Origin of the sequence: Cellulosimicrobium sp. Marseille-Q4280 (assembly GCF_943181405.1) — a bacterium.
Lineage (GTDB): Bacteria > Actinomycetota > Actinomycetes > Actinomycetales > Cellulomonadaceae > Cellulosimicrobium.
Genome location: NZ_CALPBY010000001.1, coordinates 715,610 through 731,532, shown reverse-complemented (window position 1 = coordinate 731,532; position 15,923 = coordinate 715,610). Strand labels below are relative to the sequence as shown.

The 15,923-nt window shown below is 73.2% G+C and carries 11 protein-coding genes and 1 tRNA gene; 7 read left to right on the top strand and 5 right to left on the bottom strand.

Annotated features, from left to right (window positions below; genetic code table 11):
• Nucleotides 1–71: 71 nt before the first annotated feature.
• From NFS20_RS03255 to NFS20_RS03245, 3 genes are all read right to left on the bottom strand, one after another.
• A complete protein-coding gene (locus NFS20_RS03255; protein WP_251150288.1) occupies nucleotides 72–3,923 on the bottom strand; it encodes a multifunctional oxoglutarate decarboxylase/oxoglutarate dehydrogenase thiamine pyrophosphate-binding subunit/dihydrolipoyllysine-residue succinyltransferase subunit in 3,852 nt (1,283 codons plus the stop codon).
• A gap of 313 nt (nucleotides 3,924–4,236) precedes the next feature.
• Nucleotides 4,237–5,412: a sensor histidine kinase gene (locus NFS20_RS03250; protein WP_251150287.1), complete on the bottom strand. Its 1,176-nt coding sequence runs from the start codon at nucleotides 5,410–5,412 to the stop codon at nucleotides 4,237–4,239.
• Nucleotides 5,409–6,200, bottom strand: coding sequence for a response regulator transcription factor (locus tag NFS20_RS03245; RefSeq protein WP_251150286.1), 792 nt, complete (start codon nucleotides 6,198–6,200; stop codon nucleotides 5,409–5,411). Before NFS20_RS03245 ends, NFS20_RS03250 begins: the two co-directional genes overlap by 4 nt.
• Before the next feature lie 140 nt (nucleotides 6,201–6,340).
• Here NFS20_RS03245 and NFS20_RS03240 point away from each other — a divergent pair, with 140 nt between their 5' ends.
• The 4 genes from NFS20_RS03240 (at nucleotide 6,341) to NFS20_RS03225 (ending at nucleotide 10,389) form a co-directional block, all read left to right on the top strand.
• Nucleotides 6,341–7,699 carry a hemolysin family protein gene (locus NFS20_RS03240; protein ID WP_251150285.1) on the top strand — a complete coding sequence of 453 codons (1,359 nt, stop codon included), beginning with the start codon at nucleotides 6,341–6,343 and terminating at the stop codon, nucleotides 7,697–7,699.
• Nucleotides 7,696–8,736, top strand: a complete 1,041-nt coding sequence (locus tag NFS20_RS03235) for a hemolysin family protein (protein ID WP_251150284.1) — start codon at nucleotides 7,696–7,698, stop codon at nucleotides 8,734–8,736. The genes NFS20_RS03240 and NFS20_RS03235 overlap by 4 nt, the downstream gene beginning before the upstream one ends.
• A 199-nt stretch (nucleotides 8,737–8,935) precedes the next feature.
• Nucleotides 8,936–9,751, top strand: coding sequence for a M15 family metallopeptidase (locus tag NFS20_RS03230; protein ID WP_251150283.1), 816 nt, complete (start codon nucleotides 8,936–8,938; stop codon nucleotides 9,749–9,751).
• Nucleotides 9,752–9,786: 35 nt separating this feature from the next.
• On the top strand, nucleotides 9,787–10,389 hold the full coding sequence (locus NFS20_RS03225) for a hypothetical protein (RefSeq protein WP_251150282.1): 603 nt from the start codon (nucleotides 9,787–9,789) through the stop codon (nucleotides 10,387–10,389).
• A gap of 43 nt (nucleotides 10,390–10,432) precedes the next feature.
• On the opposite strand, the gene NFS20_RS03220 is transcribed toward NFS20_RS03225, so the two are convergent.
• Nucleotides 10,433–11,065: a CYTH domain-containing protein gene (locus NFS20_RS03220; protein ID WP_251150281.1), complete on the bottom strand. Its 633-nt coding sequence runs from the start codon at nucleotides 11,063–11,065 to the stop codon at nucleotides 10,433–10,435.
• A 63-nt stretch (nucleotides 11,066–11,128) separates the two neighbouring features.
• Nucleotides 11,129–11,201 (bottom strand) — tRNA-Arg (locus NFS20_RS03215).
• Nucleotides 11,202–11,348: 147 nt separating this feature from the next.
• Between NFS20_RS03215 and argS the strand changes: the two genes are divergently transcribed.
• From argS to NFS20_RS03200, 3 genes are all read left to right on the top strand, one after another.
• Entirely contained in the window at nucleotides 11,349–13,034 is a 1,686-nt protein-coding gene (gene argS / locus NFS20_RS03210) for an arginine--tRNA ligase (RefSeq protein ID WP_251150280.1), read from the top strand.
• A gap of 2 nt (nucleotides 13,035–13,036) precedes the next feature.
• The gene (gene lysA, locus NFS20_RS03205; RefSeq protein WP_251150592.1) at nucleotides 13,037–14,413 is read left to right on the top strand and encodes a diaminopimelate decarboxylase; all 1,377 of its coding nucleotides are present in this window, start codon (nucleotides 13,037–13,039) and stop codon (nucleotides 14,411–14,413) included.
• 142 nt (nucleotides 14,414–14,555) lie between these two features.
• Nucleotides 14,556–15,911, top strand: a complete 1,356-nt coding sequence (locus NFS20_RS03200; protein WP_251150279.1) for a homoserine dehydrogenase — start codon at nucleotides 14,556–14,558, stop codon at nucleotides 15,909–15,911.
• Nucleotides 15,912–15,923: the final 12 nt, after the last annotated feature.

Sequence of the window (15,923 nt, the reverse complement as noted above, 5' to 3'; positions counted from 1 at the left end):
GACGACGAAGGCCCCCCTCCCGTGGGAGGGGGGCCTTCGTCGTGCTCAGGTCCCGGCGAGCCGGTCGGTCGTCAGCGGGCGAACGCCTGCTCGAGGAGCACCGCCTGCTGGGCCTGGTGCTTCTTCGCCGTGCCGGCCGCCGTGGAGGCCGACGCCGGACGCGAGACGACGCGCACGCGCGGCAGGTCGTCCGGCAGGTTGATGTGGACGAACGACCAGGCACCCTGGTTCTCCGGCTCGTCCTGGACCCACACGACCTCGGCGTCGCCGTACCGGGCGATCTCGGCGCGGATCGCGTCGACGTCGAGCGGGTAGAGCTGCTCGAGGCGGACGATCGCCGTGCTCTCGTCCCCGCGCTTGGTGCGCTCGGCGAGGAGGTCGTAGTAGACGCGACCCGTGCACAGGAGCACGCGGTCGACCTTGGCCGGGTCGGCCGCGGCGTCGGCGATCACGGGCCGGAAGGTGCCCTGCGTGAACTCCTCGACCGGGGACGCGGCCGCCTTGAGGCGCAGCAGCTGCTTCGGCGTGAAGACGACGAGGGGACGGCGCGGGCGGTCGTACGCCTGGCGGCGCAGCAGGTGGAAGTACGACGCGGGGGTCGAGGGCTGCGCGACGGTCATGTTGTCCTCGGCCGCGAGCTGCAGGAAGCGCTCGATGCGTGCGGACGAGTGGTCCGGTCCCTGGCCCTCGTAGCCGTGGGGGAGCAGCATGACGACCGAGGAGTACTGGCCCCACTTCTGCTCCGCCGACGAGATGAACTCGTCGATGACGGTCTGGGCGCCGTTCACGAAGTCCCCGAACTGCGCCTCCCAGAGCACGAGGGCGTCGGGACGCTCGACGGAGTAGCCGTACTCGAACCCCAGCGCCGCGTACTCGGACAGCGACGAGTCGTAGACCCAGAACTTCGCCTGGTCGGCGGAGAGGTAGAGCAGCGGGGTCCACTCGGCGCCGGTCTCGCGGTCGTGCAGGACGGCGTGGCGCTGCACGAACGTGCCGCGGCGCGAGTCCTGACCGGCGAGGCGCACGGGCGTGCCCTCGGCGAGGAGCGAGCCGAACGCGAGGAGCTCGCCGAAGCCCCAGTCGATGCCGCCCTCGACGGACATCTGCCGGCGCTTCTCGAGGAGCTGCGCGAGCTTGGGGTGCACGGTGAAGCCCTCGGGCGGCGCGACGTGCACCTGACCGATGCGCTCGACGACGTCCGGGTCGACCGCGGTGCGCCAGCCGACCATCGTGCCGGCGTCCTCGAGCTGCGACTCCGGGCGCTCCAGGCCCGCCACGGGCTCCTTCGAGGCCGACGGCGTGTAGCCGCCCTCCTTCGTCTCCGTGAAGACCCGCTCGAGCTGCGCCTGGTAGTCCTGCAGGACGTGCTCGGCCTCCTCGAGCGTGATGTCGCCGCGCGCGACGAGGTTCTCGGTGTAGAGCTTGCGCACCGAGCGCTTCGCCTCGATGAGGTTGTACATGAGCGGCTGGGTCATCGACGGGTCGTCGCCCTCGTTGTGACCGCGGCGGCGGTAGCAGATGAGGTCGATGATGACGTCGCGGTCGAACTGCTCGCGGAACGCGAAGGCCAGCTCGGCGACGCGCACGCACGCCTCCGGGTCGTCGCCGTTCACGTGGAAGATCGGCACCTGGTAGCCCTTGGCCACGTCGGTCGCGTACGTCGTCGAGCGCGACGACGACGGGCCCGTGGTGAAGCCGACCTGGTTGTTGACGACGACGTGCACGGTGCCGCCGGTGCGGTAGCCGCGCAGCTGGGCGAGGTTGAGCACCTCGGGCACCACGCCCTGACCGGCGAAGGCCGCGTCGCCGTGGATGAGGATCGGGAGCACGGAGAACCCGTCGCCCCCGAGGTCGATGCGGTCCTGCTTGGCGCGCACGATGCCCTCGAGCACCGGGTCGACGGCCTCGAGGTGCGACGGGTTGGCCGCGAGGTAGACCTTCGTCGTCGCGCCGGACTCGGCCGTGAACGTGCCCTCGGTCCCGAGGTGGTACTTCACGTCGCCGGAGCCCTGCACGCTCTTCGGGTCGAGGTTGCCCTCGAACTCCGCGAAGATCTGCGCGTAGCTCTTGCCGGCGATGTTCGCGAGCACGTTGAGGCGACCGCGGTGCGCCATCCCGATGCCGACCTCGTCGAGGCCGTTCTCGGCGGCCTTCGACAGGATCGCGTCGAGCAGCGGGATCAGGGACTCCCCGCCCTCGAGCGAGAAGCGCTTCTGCCCGACGAACTTCGTCTGGAGGAACGTCTCGAACGCCTCGGCGGAGTTGAGCCGGCGCAGGATGCGCAGCTGGTCCTCGCGCGGCGTGCGGGCGTAGCCGGACTCGAGACGCTCCTGCAGCCACTTGCGCTGCGTGCGGTCCGCGAGGTGCATGTACTCGACGCCGACCGTGCGGCAGTAGGAGTCGCGCAGGAGGCCGAGGATGTCGCGCAGCGACGACTTCGTCTTCCCCCCGAACCCGCCCGTGGGGAAGGTGCGGTCGAGGTCCCAGAGCGTGAGCCCGTGGTTCTGGATGTCGAGGTCGCCGTGCTTGCGCTGGCGGTACGCGAGCGGGTCGGTGTCCGCCATGAGGTGACCGCGCGAGCGGTAGGAGTGGACGAGCTCGGCGATCTTGGCGGGCTTGGCCGCCTCGATCTCGGCGTCCGTCGTGTTGTCGCGGACCCACCGCACCGGCTCGTAGGGGATGCGCAGCGCGGCGAACACGCGGTCGTAGAAGCCGTCCTCGCCGAGCAGCTTCTGCGACAGGATGCGCAGGAACTCGCCGGACTGGGCACCCTGGATGATGCGGTGGTCGTAGGTCGACGTGATCGTCAGGACCTTCGAGATGCCGAGACGCGCGAGGCGCTCGGTCGAGGCCCCGGCGAACTCCGCCGGGTAGTCCATCGCGCCGACGCCGATGATCGTGCCCTGGCCCTGCATGAGCCGCGGCACCGAGTGCACCGTGCCGATCCCGCCGGGGTTCGTCAGCGAGATCGTCGTGCCGGCGAAGTCGTCGACGCCCAGCTTGCCGCCGCGCGCCCGTCGCACGAGGTCCTCGTAGGCCGCCCAGAACTGGGCGAAGTCCATCGTGTCGGCCTTCTTGACGCTCGGGACGAGGAGCTGGCGCGTGCCGTCCGGCTTGGCGAGGTCGATCGCGAGGCCGAAGTTCACGTGGGCCGGCTGGCTGACGGCCGGCTTGCCGTCGAGCTCGGTGTAGCTCGAGTTCATGGCCGGCATGTCCGCCAGCGCCTCGACGAGCGCGAAGCCGATGAGGTGCGTGAACGAGATCTTGCCACCACGACCGCGAGCGAGGTGGTTGTTGATGACGATGCGGTTGTCGACCATGAGCTTGGCCGGGACGGCGCGCACGGACGTCGCCGTCGGGACCTGGAGGCTCGACTCCATGTTCGTCACGACGCGCGCGGCGGGGCCGCGCAGCTTCTGGACGTCGTCGACGGCCTCCGTCTGCTCGTCCGGCGCAGCGGCGACCTTGCGTGCCGGGACCTGCGCGTACGGCGCGGTGGCGGGCTGCGCCGTCGCGACGGGCTTGTGCGCACGCACGGCCTCGACCGCCGCGTTGACCGCGGGGTCCGCGGGCAGCTTCGGGGCCTTGACGCGCTGCGCGGCCTCGGCCGCGGCGGAGCCGTCCGTCACCGGCGTGGGCTTCGTGGCCTCCGCGGGTCGGGCGGCCGGTGCCGGGGCAGCGGGCGCGCTCTGCGCGGGGCTGCCGTTCGTGGACGCCGACGCCGGTGCCGCAGACGGTGCGGGCTCGTCGCCCGTGTCGTCGCGCTCCGTCGGACGGTAGTCCTCGAAGAAGTCCCACCACGCGGGGTCTACCGCGTTCTTGTCCTTGAGGTACTGCTCGTAGAGCTCGTCGACCAGCCACTCGTTCGCTCCGAACACGGAGCTGACGTCGCTGATCGCCTCTGACTCAGCCTTCGGGGACACGCGAGGATCGCCCACTTTCACACACAGGTCGCTGTACGGTCACAGTCGTGTCGGCGCGTGACGGCTAGACGACGACGCGCCCCGGCACAGACTCGTCCGGCATCCGGACCACACCAGCCTAGGCCCTCGGGCCCCGCTCGCAGGGCCGCGGGGGACGTTCCCGCGCGAGCCGTGCCAAGGTTCTTCACGTCGCGTCTGCGCGAGGCAAACGCGGTGCAACGCCCTCCTCGACTCCGGGCAAGAGCGCGGAATTCCAGGCCATCACGGGGTATGGGGCGGTCGGTGTGTGACGCATCTCACCGGTTCGGCGTGGTCACAGCGCGTCGTCGTCCAGGGGGGACGGCGCGAGGTCTCCGGCCCTCGCCGGGAGGGTCACCCGCATCGTCGCACCCCGACGGGAGTCGGCGACCTCGATGCGGCCGCCGTGCAGGTCGACGGCCCACCGGACGATCGCGAGCCCGATCCCGGTACCGCCGGTCGAGCCGCCACCCGTCGGGTGCGACCCCGTCGGGTGCGACCCCGTCGGGTGCGACCCCGTCGCGCTCGCCCGCGCGAAGCGCTCGAAGATCCTCTCGCGGTCCTCCTTCGCGATGCCCGGACCCTCGTCGACGACCTCGATCACGACCTCGTCGTCGACCGGGTACGCCTCGAGCCGGATCTCGCCGTTCGGGGGAGAGTGGCGGATCGCGTTCTGGAGCAGGTTCACGACCACCTGGTGGAGGCGCTCCCTGTCGGCCTCGAGCACGAGGTCCGGCGGGGTGACGTCGACGACGTACCGCAGGCCCTTGGCCGCCTCAACCATGGAGACCGCCTCGGCGTTCTCCTCGAGGAAGTCGCCGACCTCGATCTCGGTGATGTTCAGCGCCGCCGCGCCGGCCTCGATGCGCGACAGGTCGAGCAGGTAGGCGACGAGGCGCGTGAGGCGCTCCGTCTGGGCGAGCGCCATCTCCATCGTCGCGGGCGTCGGCTGCGTCACGCCGTCCACGACGTTCTCGAGCTGCGCCTGCAGCGCGGCGATCGGCGTGCGCAGCTCGTGCGACACGTTGGCGATGAGCTCGCGCCGCACCTGGTCGCTCGTCGCGAGGTCCTCCGCCATGACGTTGAACGCGACCGCGAGCTGCCCGACCTCGTCGCGGCTCGTGGCCCGGACACGGCGGGTGTAGTCGCCGTCGGCCATCGCGCGGGCGGCGGCGGTCATCTCGCGCAGCGGGGACGTCATGCCCCGCGCCAGGAGCTGGGTCAGCAGGAGCGACAGGACGATCGCGAGGGGGAAGGTGCGCGACGGGCCGAGCTGGTTCTGCAGCCCGATCCACGTGATGAGCACGGCGAGCGTCACCGTCGCCGCGACGAGCACGCCCAGCTTGATCTTCAGCGAGCGGAACGAGTCGAGCGGCCGGACGTCGGGCAGGTGGGGCCGGATCGTGTGGGACCGGTGCGGCGGGTTGCGGGACGGACCCGAGAGATCCTGCCCACCGGTGGGCGTCGTCATCCGGCGGGCGGCTCGAACGCGTAGCCCACGCCGTGCACCGTCCGGATGAGGTCCGCGCCGAGCTTGCGCCGCAGCGCCTTGATGTGCGAGTCGACGGTGCGGGTCCCGCTCGCGTCGGCCCAGTCCCAGACCTCGGCGAGGAGGCGCTCGCGCGTGAGCACCGTCTTGGGCGAGCTCGCGAGCATGACGAGGAGCTCGAACTCCGTGGGTGTCAGGTGCACCTCCTCCCCGGCGCGGTACACGCGACGCTGGGCCTTGTCGATCGTCACGTCGCCCACGGCCATGGGAGGCTCCGCGGGTGTCGTGCTCGCCGCCTGCGCCGCGCGGTCCATGCGCCGCAGGAGGGCCTTGATGCGCGCGACGAGCTCGCGCATCGAGAACGGCTTCGTCATGTAGTCGTCCGCGCCCACGCCGAGCCCGATGAGCATGTCGGTCTCGTCGTCGCGCGCGGTGAGCATGAGGATGGGCACCGGCTGCTCGGCCTGGATGCGGCGCGTCACCTCGAGCCCGTCGATGCCCGGCAGCATGACGTCCAGCACGATGACGTCGGGACGCAGGCGGGTCGCGGCGTCGACGCCGGACAGCCCGTCGCGCGCGACCTCGACGCGCCAGCCCTCGGCGCTCAGGCGCTGCGCGATCGCCGTCGCGATCGCCGGCTCGTCCTCGACGACGAGCACGGTCGCGCTCTGCTGGCCGGCCGGTCCGGTCGGGGGAGCGGGGGTGCGGCTCGTGGTCGGCCCTGCACCCGCGCCGCTGGGGAATGCGCTCGCTGCCCTCGGATCTGCCATGGGGTACAGCGTGGCACACGTCAGCCCAGGTCGGCCGGATTTGCGGACGACCGGCGACCGGCCCCGGGGACGCCGACGCGCCCGGGCGCTAGCATGCTGCGCACGATGAAGAGCACCTCCCGATATCCGTGGAGCACCTCGTGGTAGGCGACTGGGTCATGGTCGCGCTCGGGGTGCTCCTCACCGCAGGAACCGCCGTCTTCGTGGCCGGGGAGTTCTCCCTGGTCACCCTCGACCCGGCCGTCGTCGGTGCCGGTGACGAGCCGTCCGACGAGGAGGGCGACAGACCCGACGGACGCGACGACCGGCGCGACCGCAGCGTCCGCGCCGCGCTCAAGCACCTGTCGACCGAGCTGAGCTCGGCGCAGGTGGGCATCACGCTCACCACGATCCTGCTCGGCTACACCGCGCAGCCCGCGCTCCTCTCCCTCCTCTCCGACGGGCTCGGGCGCACCCCGCTCAGCCAGGCCGTCGCGGGCGTCCTCGCCGGGGTCCTCGCCCTCGTCGCCGTCAACGCCTTCTCGATGGTCGTCGGCGAGCTCATCCCCAAGAACTTCGCGCTGAGCGCCCCCTACGCGACGGCCCGGCAGGTCGTGCCCCTGCAGCGCCAGTTCACCAAGCTCTTCCGCCCGGTGATCGCCGTGCTCAACGGGTCGGCGAACGCCATCCTGCGGCGCGTGGGGGTCGAGCCGCGCGAGGAGCTGTCGGGCGCGCGGTCCGCCACGGAGCTCGCCGCCCTCGTGCGTCGCTCGGCGCAGGAGGGCACGCTCGACGTGTCCGTCGCCACGCTGCTCACGAACTCGATCGAGCTCGACACGCTCTCGGCCGTGGACGTCATGACCGACCGCATGCGCATGGTCGTCGTCGACCGCGACGCGACGGCGGCCGACGTCGTCGACGCCGCCCGTCGCACCGGCCACTCGCGGTTCCCGGTCATCGGCGACGACCGGGACGACGTCGTCGGCCTCGTGCACCTGCGCCGGGCGGTGGCCGTCCCGCACGAGCGCCGCGCCGACGTGCCGGCCGCGGCGCTCATGGTGGACGCCCCTCGTGTCCCCGAGACGGTCCGCCTCGGCCCGCTGCTCGTCGAGCTGCGCGGGTTCGGGCTGCAGATGGCGGTCGTCGTCGACGAGTACGGAGGGACCGCCGGCGTCGTGACGCTCGAGGACGTCGTCGAGGAGCTCGTCGGCGACGTCGCGGACGAGCACGACCGGCGCCGCTCCGGCGCCGCGCGGCGTGCGGACGGTTCCTGGTTCGTCCCGGGCGTCCTGCGCCCGGACGAGCTCACCGAGGTGACCGGGCTCCGTGTCCCCGAGGACGCCGCCTACGAGACGCTCGGCGGACTCGTCATGTCCCGCCTCGGGCGCGTGCCCGTGACGGGCGACGAGATCGTCGTGGGTGAGGGCACGGACCGCGTCGTCGTCCGGGTGGAGGCGATGGAGGGTCGTCGCGTCGAGCGCGTCAACGTCCGTCCGGCGCCCGCGGAGGTGGGCGCATGAGCTCGTCCACCGCGCTCCTCCTCGGCCTCGTGCTCCTCGTGGGCAACGCCTTCTTCGTCGGCGCGGAGTTCGCGGTCATCTCGGCCCGGCGCTCGGGGATCGAACCCCTCGCGGCACGGGGCGACCGGCGTGCGCAGACCGTGCTGTGGGCGATGGAGAACGTCTCGCTCATGCTCGCGTGCGCCCAGCTCGGCGTGACCGTGTGCTCGACCGGTCTGGGTGTCGTGGCCGAGCCGGCGCTCGCGCACCTCATCGAGGACCCCCTGCACGCCCTCGGGGTGAGCTCGTCGCTCGCGCACCCGATCGCGTTCGTCGTCGCGCTGGCCGTCGTCGTCTACCTGCACGTGGTGCTCGGCGAGATGGTGCCCAAGAACCTCGCCGTGGCCGGGCCGGACCGGGCCGTGCTGTGGTTCGGGCCGCCGCTCGTGTGGATCGGCAGGGTGCTGCGTCCGGTCATCGTCGCGCTCAACTGGGTCGCGAACCACGTCGTGCGGTGGTCGGGCGTGGAGCCCCGGGACGAGGTGGCGTCGGCCTACACCGCCGAGGAGGTCCAGTCGATCGTCGAGCACTCCCAGGCAGAGGGCGTGCTGCGGGACGAGCAGGGCCTGCTGTCGGGTGCGATCGAGTTCTCCGAGCGCACCGCGAGCGACGTGATGGTCCCCGTCGCCGACCTCGTGACCGTCGTCGAGGGGTGCACGCCGGACGAGCTCGAGCGTCTCGTCGCCCGCACCGGGTTCTCGCGGTTCCCCGTCGCGGACGCGTCGGGCGACCTCGTGGGGTACCTCCACGTCAAGGACGTCCTCTACGCCGACGACACGACGCGTCACGACCCGGTACCGGGCTGGCGCGTGCGGGCGCTCGCGGTCTCGGCACCGGACGACGAGGTGGAGGACGCGCTGCGCGCCATGCAGGGCTCGGGCGCTCACCTTGCGCGCGTCGACGGTCCGCAGGGCTCGCTGGGCGTGGTGTTCCTCGAGGACATCCTCGAGGAGCTCGTCGGCGAGGTGCGGGACGCGATGCAGCGGCGGCCACACTGAGGCTGCCACAGCAGGGCCCCGGGTGGCGGTGTCGGGGTGGCCGGGTGGTGTGGGAACCTTCCCGCAGCCCTGACCAGGGGACTTGGCAACGCCGGAGGCCTTCGTTACTGTTCCGTGATTGACCGCGGTCGCCAGTGTCGTTCACCGGCCGGCCATGGTCGGTCCGACGTCCGTTCCGAGCGGGGAAGGCAGGTGGCGGGTGCAGTCGCAGCAGACCGACGACGTCCCCGCCCTCGAGTCCCGCCGCGCACGTCGCGAGGCCGAGCACGGTCCGCGTCGACCGCGTCGCAGCCAGGCCCAGGTGCCGGGCCAGCACCGCTGGGTCCCCCGGGTCGCCGTGCTCAGCACCCTCGCCATGGCGACGATCGCGATGCCGCTGTCCGCCGGCGCCGACGACGGCCTGGGGGCCAGGTCACCTTTCGAGCCCGACGCGCGTCCGGCCGGCCCGAGCGCCCTCGATCTCGCGACGGCCGCCTCGACCGTCCCCGCGCTCTCGGAGAACGTCGCGGCCGCACCGCGCACCGCGGCGCGCAGCGACGCCGCGTCCCGGTCGTTCGAGCGCGAACCCCTCCCCGGGTGCGACCCCACCGTCCGCCCCACGGGGACCAACGGCAACCTCGACCAGCACGAGCTGTGCGAGCTGTGGCAGGCCGGCGACTTCCTCCGCCCCGACGCCGCCGTCGCGCTGTCCGCGCTCAACGAGGCGTTCCGCGCGAGCTTCGGCCGCGACCTGTGCCTCGTCTCGTCGTACCGGACCCTCTCCACGCAGGTCTCCCTCAAGTCGACGCGCGGCGGCTTCGCCGCCCGGCCCGGCACGTCGATGCACGGCTGGGGCCTCGCCATCGACCTGTGCTCGATCGAGACAGGGTCGCGCGACGTGTACGCGTGGCTCAACGCGAACGGCGAGACCTATGGCTGGGCCAACCCGCCGTGGGCGAAGCGCGGCGGGGGCGGCGCCTACGAGCCGTGGCACTTCGAGTTCACCGAGGGCGTCGAGGAGATGGGCGGCGCCTGACCCGCCGTGCGGACCGGCCCGGCTATGGTCGGAGCATGGCGGACCTCCTGCTCGCCGCGGTCGTCCTGCGCCGTCCCGAGCACGCGCTCGCGGCGCAGGTCCTCGCCCTCGCGCTCCACGGCGTCGTGCGCGAGATCCGTGACGCGTCCCCAGGACGACCCGAGGTGCCTCCCGACCCGACCCCGGCCGTCGTGCCGGTCCTCGAGGTCGTCGACCCGTCGCGGGCGACCGGGCACGAGCCCGACGTCCTCGTGGCGCTGTTCGGTGACCCCTGCCTCCCCGGGGTGCGCGTGCGGCTCGACCCCGATGACGCGGGCCTCCGGGAGCGGCTGAGGGCTGCTGCGGCCCGCGTCACCCGCGCGGCGCGGCGGGAGGGCTACCTCGCCGGGGGGCGCGGCGACCACCTGACCGAGAAGGGGCAGGCGTTGCGCGCCGACCTCGTCGCGCTCGAGGACACCGTGGAGCAGGAGGTGGCCGAGGCCCGACGACGCGACGCGGACCGCGCGCACGTCTCGCCGGTGCTGCTCCCGTGGGCGGTTCTCTTCGGCCACGAGCCGGGGTGGGTCCCGGTGGACCACCGGTCCGTCCGCGCCGACGTCGCGGCCGTGTGCGCCGCCGCGGACGCGCTCTCCCGCTAGCACCCGGCCACGACGGCCGGAAGGCCGAGACCGAGCCCTGCGGCTACGGGCCGGCGAGGCGCTCGTTGCGCCCGAAGTCCTGGAGGAAGCGCGGGCCCGACGCCGCGAGCTCGGCCGCGTAGGCCGTGCGCCACCCGGCGAAGGGCCGGCTGGCGAGCGCGTCGTTCGAGAACCGGGGGTCGTCCGTGAGCTCGGTGACGCAGAACGCGGGGATCTGCAGGTCGGTGACGGGGCCGGAGCGCTCGCACTCCGCGACGACGAGCGGGTGGTCCGCCCCGCCGAACACGTCGACGACCCAGCCGTCGTCGCCGAGCCACACCGACCAGCGCGTCTTCACGATGCGCGACCCGCCGCGCCGGATCATCTGCAGCCCGACGGCGACGTCGACCTCGCGCTCGGCCTCGTACCGCGTGCCTCCCGCCATCGGGCCTTTCACGGTGAGCGTGCACAGGTCGACCTCGGAGGCGTAGCGGTCGAGGAGCGTGACCGCGTCCGTGCCGGCGTCCATGGGTGCGTCGACACCGGGGGCCGTGGCCCGCAGGCGCAGCGCGTACCCCTCGTCGGCGAGGTAGTAGCTCTGCACGATCAGCGCGGGCGCGTCGCGCAGCTCCTCCGGCATGTCGCGCACGAGGAAGCGTCGTTCGAACTCGAAGTCCCCGTAGCCGCCGTCGGTCATGGGGACACCGTAACGAAGTGCGGGGCCGGCGTCCGGGAGATGCCGACGCCTGTGGGGCTGAGGTGCCCTCGATAGGATTCGAACCTACGACCTTCTGCTCCGGAGGCAGACGCTCTATCCACTGAGCTACGAGGGCGTGCGCCGTTCGGGATGACCCGGCGGCGCGATGCACGAGACTACCAGCCCGCCGGAGGGTGTCGGCAACCGGTTCGCGCGCGCCGGGGGACCGCCGTCCACCGCGACCAGCGACGGGCCCGGGGTGGTGCGTCGGTAGGATTCTCCCGTGACCCCCGACGAGCTCTCCGAAGCGCTGAGCGCTGCCCTGGCCGCCGCCGTCGCCGACGGCACCCTCGCCCTGCCTGCCGAGGCCGTCCCGGCCTCCGTGCACGTCGAGCGACCTCGCCAGCGCGAGCACGGCGACTGGGCCACGAACGTCGCGCTGCAGCTCGCGAAGAAGGCGGGCACGACGCCGCGCGCGCTCGCCGAGGACCTCGCGACGCGCCTCGCCGCGACGCCGGGCGTCAAGGCGGTCGACGTCGCGGGGCCGGGCTTCCTCAACATCACGCTCGAGGCGGGTGCTGCGGGGGAGCTCGCCCGCACGATCGTGGAGTCGGGTGTCGCGTACGGCCGCGGCGACTCGGAGTCAGGCAAGCGCGTCAACCTCGAGTTCGTCTCGGCGAACCCCACGGGGCCGCTCCACATCGGCGGTGTGCGCTGGGCGGCAGTCGGCGACTCGCTCGCGCGCGTGCTCGAGGCGAGCGGCGCCGAGGTGGCGCGCGAGTACTACTTCAACGACCACGGCGCGCAGATCGACCGGTTCGCGCGCTCGCTCCTCGCCCGCGCTCGCGGTGAGGAGGCGCCGGAGGACGGCTACGGGGGCCAGTACATCACCGAGATCGCCGACGCGGTCGTCGCGGACGCGCTCGCGGCGGGGGAGCCGGACCCGCGCGCACTGCCCGACGACGAGGCGCGCGAGGCGTTCCGGGCCCGGGGCGTCGAGCGCATGTTCGGCGAGATCAAGGCGTCGCTGCACGACTTCGGCGTCGACTTCGACCTGTACTTCCACGAGGACTCGCTCCACGAGTCCGGCGCGGTCGAGCGCGCCGTCGCGCGGCTGCGCGAGACCGGTCACGTGTTCGAGCAGGACGGCGCGACCTGGCTGCGCACGACGGACTTCGGCGACGACAAGGACCGCGTCGTCATCAAGTCCGACGGCGAGGCCGCCTACATCGCGGGAGACATCGCGTACTACCTGGACAAGCGCGAGCGCGGCTTCGACGAGGTCATCATCATGCTCGGCGCGGACCACCACGGGTACATCGGCCGCATGATGGCCGTGTGCGCGGCGTTCGGCGACGAGCCGGGCAGGAACCTCCAGATCCTCATCGGTCAGCTCGTCAACCTCGTCAAGGACGGCGAGCCCGTGCGCATGTCCAAGCGCGCCGGCACGGTGCTCACGATCGACGACCTCGTGGGCGCGGTCGGTGTCGACGCCGCGCGCTACTCGCTGACGCGCTCGTCCGCCGACTCGAGCATCGACCTCGACCTGGACCTGCTCACGCGGGCGACCAACGAGAACCCGGTCTACTACGTGCAGTACGCGCACTCGCGCACCTGCGCGGTGGACCGCAACGCGGCCGACCGCGCGGTGGCCCGGGCGGACGGGTTCGACCCGTCGCTGCTCGACCACCCGACGGAGGCGGCGCTGATCGGGCGCCTCACGGAGTTCCCGCGCATCGTGGCCCAGGCCGCCGAGCTGCGCGAGCCGCACCGCGTCGCGCGCTACCTCGAGGCCCTCGCCGGTGACTACCACACGTGGTATCAGCAGAAGGACCGCCGCGTGCTCCCGTACCCCGACGAGGACGTCACGGACACGCACCGCACGCGGCTGTGGCTCAACGACGCGGTGCGCCAGGTCCTGGCCAACGGCCTGGGCCTGCTCGGGGTGACCGCACCGGAGCGCATGTGAGCATGCACCCCGGCGAGCCGTGGTCGAGGGGCGTGCGCCGTCGTGACGACGGCGTGGTCGAGGTCGCGGGCCTCGGCGTCCACGAGCTCGCCGCGCAGGTCGGCACGCCCGCGTACGTGCTCGACGAGACGGACTTCCGTGCCCGGGCCCGTGCCTACCGCACGGCGTTCGAGACGGCCTTCCGCGCCGTCGGGACCGACGTCGACGTGTACTACGCGGGCAAGGCGCTGCTGACGGTCGCCGTCGCGCGCTGGGCGCGCGAGGAGGGCCTGCGGGTCGACACGGCGTCGGGCGGGGAGCTCGCGGTCGCGCTGCGTGCGGGCATCCCGGGCACCGAGATCGGCCTGCACGGGAACAACAAGTCCGACGCGGAGCTCGACCGCGCGCTCGAGGTCGGCGTCGGGCGCATCATCGTCGACTCGCTCGTGGAGATCGACCGTGTCGCCGCGGCCGCCCGCGCGCGCGGGGTCGTCGCGCCGGTCATGGTCCGCGTGACGACGGGCGTGCACGCCGGCGGGCACGAGTACATCTCGACGGCGCACGAGGACCAGAAGTTCGGGCTGTCGATCGCCGCGCCGCGCGGTTCCGGCGTCGACTCCGACGCACCCGGGGACTCGCCGGCCATGACCGCGCTGCTCGACGTCGTGCGCCGCCCCGAGCTGCACCTGCTCGGGATCCACTCGCACATCGGGTCCCAGATCCTCGACCCGACGGGGTTCGAGGTCGCGGCCCGCGCGGTGCTCGAGCTCCGCGCCGACCTGGCGGCCCGCACCGGCGTGCTCGTCGACGAGGTGGACATCGGCGGCGGCTACGGCATCGCCTACCTCCCCGGCGAGGTCGCGCTCGACCCCGAGCGGATAGCGAAGGACGTGGCAGGGGCGGTGGACGCGGTCGCGGCCCGGCTCGGCACCCCGCTCCCGCGGTTCTCCATCGAGCCCGGTCGCGCGATCGTCGGACCCGCGGGGCTCACGCTCTACACGGTCGGCACGGTCAAGCCGGTGGCGCTCGACGACGGCCGCGTCCGGACCTACGTGTCCGTCGACGGCGGGATGAGCGACAACATCCGTCCCGCCCTGTACGGCGCGCAGTACCACGCCGAGGTCGTCGGCCGGGCCTCCGTCGCGGCGCCCGTCCTCGCGCGCGTCGTCGGCAAGCACTGCGAGAGCGGCGACATCGTCGTGCACGAGGTGATGCTGCCGGGCGACGTGCGGGCGGGTGACCTCCTCGCCGTGCCGGCGACCGGGGCCTACGGGCGGTCGATGGCGTCGAACTACAACCTGCTGACCCGGCCCCCGGTCGTCGCCGTCTCGGACGGCACCGCACGCGTGCTCGTGCGGCGCGAGACGGTCGACGACCTCCTCGCGCTCGACCAGGGTTGAGCGGCTCGTGCCGGCGCGGTTCCCGACCCGTGGGCGCGGGCGCGCCCGGTGGCCGGGCGCCCGTATCCTGTCGGCGCGGTGCCGGTGCCCGTCCAGGCGCGCCGGATCCGCTTCGCCCCTGACTGCCTGAGGAAGGTCCGTCGTGCCCGCTGCTGCCGTGCCCCACCCGCCCCTGCGCGTCGCCCTCCTGGGCTGCGGCGTCGTCGGGACGCAGGTCGCGCGGCTGCTGACGCAGCAGGCGGACGACCTCGCGTCGCGCGTCGGCGCGCGCCTCGAGCTCGTGGGGATCGCGGTCCGGGACGCGGCCGCGCCGCGCGACGCGGCGATCGACCGCTCGCTGCTCACCGAGGACGCCGCGGCGCTCGTCGAGCGCGCGGACATCGTCGTCGAGGTCGTGGGCGGCATCGAGCCGGCGCGCGACCTGCTGCTCCGCGCGATCGGTGCGGGCGCGGCCGTCGTCACGGCGAACAAGGCGCTGCTCGCGGAGGACGGCCCGACGCTCTACAAGGCCGCCGACGACGCCGGGGTCGACATCTACTTCGAGGCCGCCGTCGCGGGCGCGATCCCCATCGTGCGCCCGGTGCGCGAGTCCCTCGCGGGCGACCACGTGCGCCGCGTGCTGGGCATCGTCAACGGGACCACGAACTACGTGCTCGACCAGATGACCACAACGGGCATGAGCCTTGCGGAGGCCGTCCGGGAGGCCCAGGACCTCGGGTTCGCGGAGGCCGACCCGACGGCCGACGTCGAGGGCTACGACGCCGCGGCCAAGGCGGCGATCCTCGCGAGCCTCGCCTTCCACACGCGCGTCTCGCTGGACGACGTCGCGCGCGAGGGCATCATGTCCGTCACCGCCGACGACGTCGCGTGGGCCGCGCAGACCGGCCACGTCATCAAGCTGCTCGCCATCGCGGAGCTGCGCTCCGGCGCGACCGAGGGCGACGCGGCGGGGGTCTCCGTGCGGGTGCACCCCGCCCTCGTGCCCACGTCGCACCCGCTCGCGAACGTGCGCGGCTCGTTCAACGCCGTGTTCGTCGAGGCCGAGTCGGCGGGCGAGCTCATGTTCTACGGCCGCGGCGCGGGTGGCGCCCCCACCGCGTCGGCGGTCCTCGGCGACGTCGTCTCCGCCGCGCGCCACCGCGTGCTCGGTGGCAAGGGCCCGCAGGAGTCCACCTACGCCGAGCTCGCGATCCTGCCCCCCAGCGCCGCGCTCACGCGCTACCAGGTGCGGCTCGAGGTCGACGACCGTCCCGGCGTCCTGGCGCAGGTCGCACAGGCGCTCGCCGCGCACGGCGTGTCGATCGAGGCCGTGCGCCAGCCCGGCACGCCCGAGGCCACCGAGCCGGTCGAGGGCGGCGCGGCCGGGCCGGCGGTCGCCCAGCTCGTCATCACCACGCACACCGCGCCGGAGTCGGCGCTCGCGGCGACCGTCGAGGCCGTCGCGGGACTCGAGCCCGTCCGCACCGTCACGTCCGTCCTGAGAGTCGAAGGAGCCTGAGATGACCGGCCG

Coding starts and splice junctions, on each gene's coding strand:
- NFS20_RS03250 (WP_251150287.1), bottom strand. CDS start 5,412: ATGACGACGCCCACCGGTGGGCAGGATCTCTCGGGTCCGTCCCGCAAC.
- NFS20_RS03245 (WP_251150286.1), bottom strand. CDS start 6,200: ATGGCAGATCCGAGGGCAGCGAGCGCATTCCCCAGCGGCGCGGGTGCA.
- NFS20_RS03235 (WP_251150284.1), top strand. CDS start 7,696: ATGAGCTCGTCCACCGCGCTCCTCCTCGGCCTCGTGCTCCTCGTGGGC.
- NFS20_RS03225 (WP_251150282.1), top strand. CDS start 9,787: ATGGCGGACCTCCTGCTCGCCGCGGTCGTCCTGCGCCGTCCCGAGCAC.
- NFS20_RS03220 (WP_251150281.1), bottom strand. CDS start 11,065: ATGACCGACGGCGGCTACGGGGACTTCGAGTTCGAACGACGCTTCCTC.
- lysA (WP_251150592.1), top strand. CDS start 13,037: ATGCACCCCGGCGAGCCGTGGTCGAGGGGCGTGCGCCGTCGTGACGAC.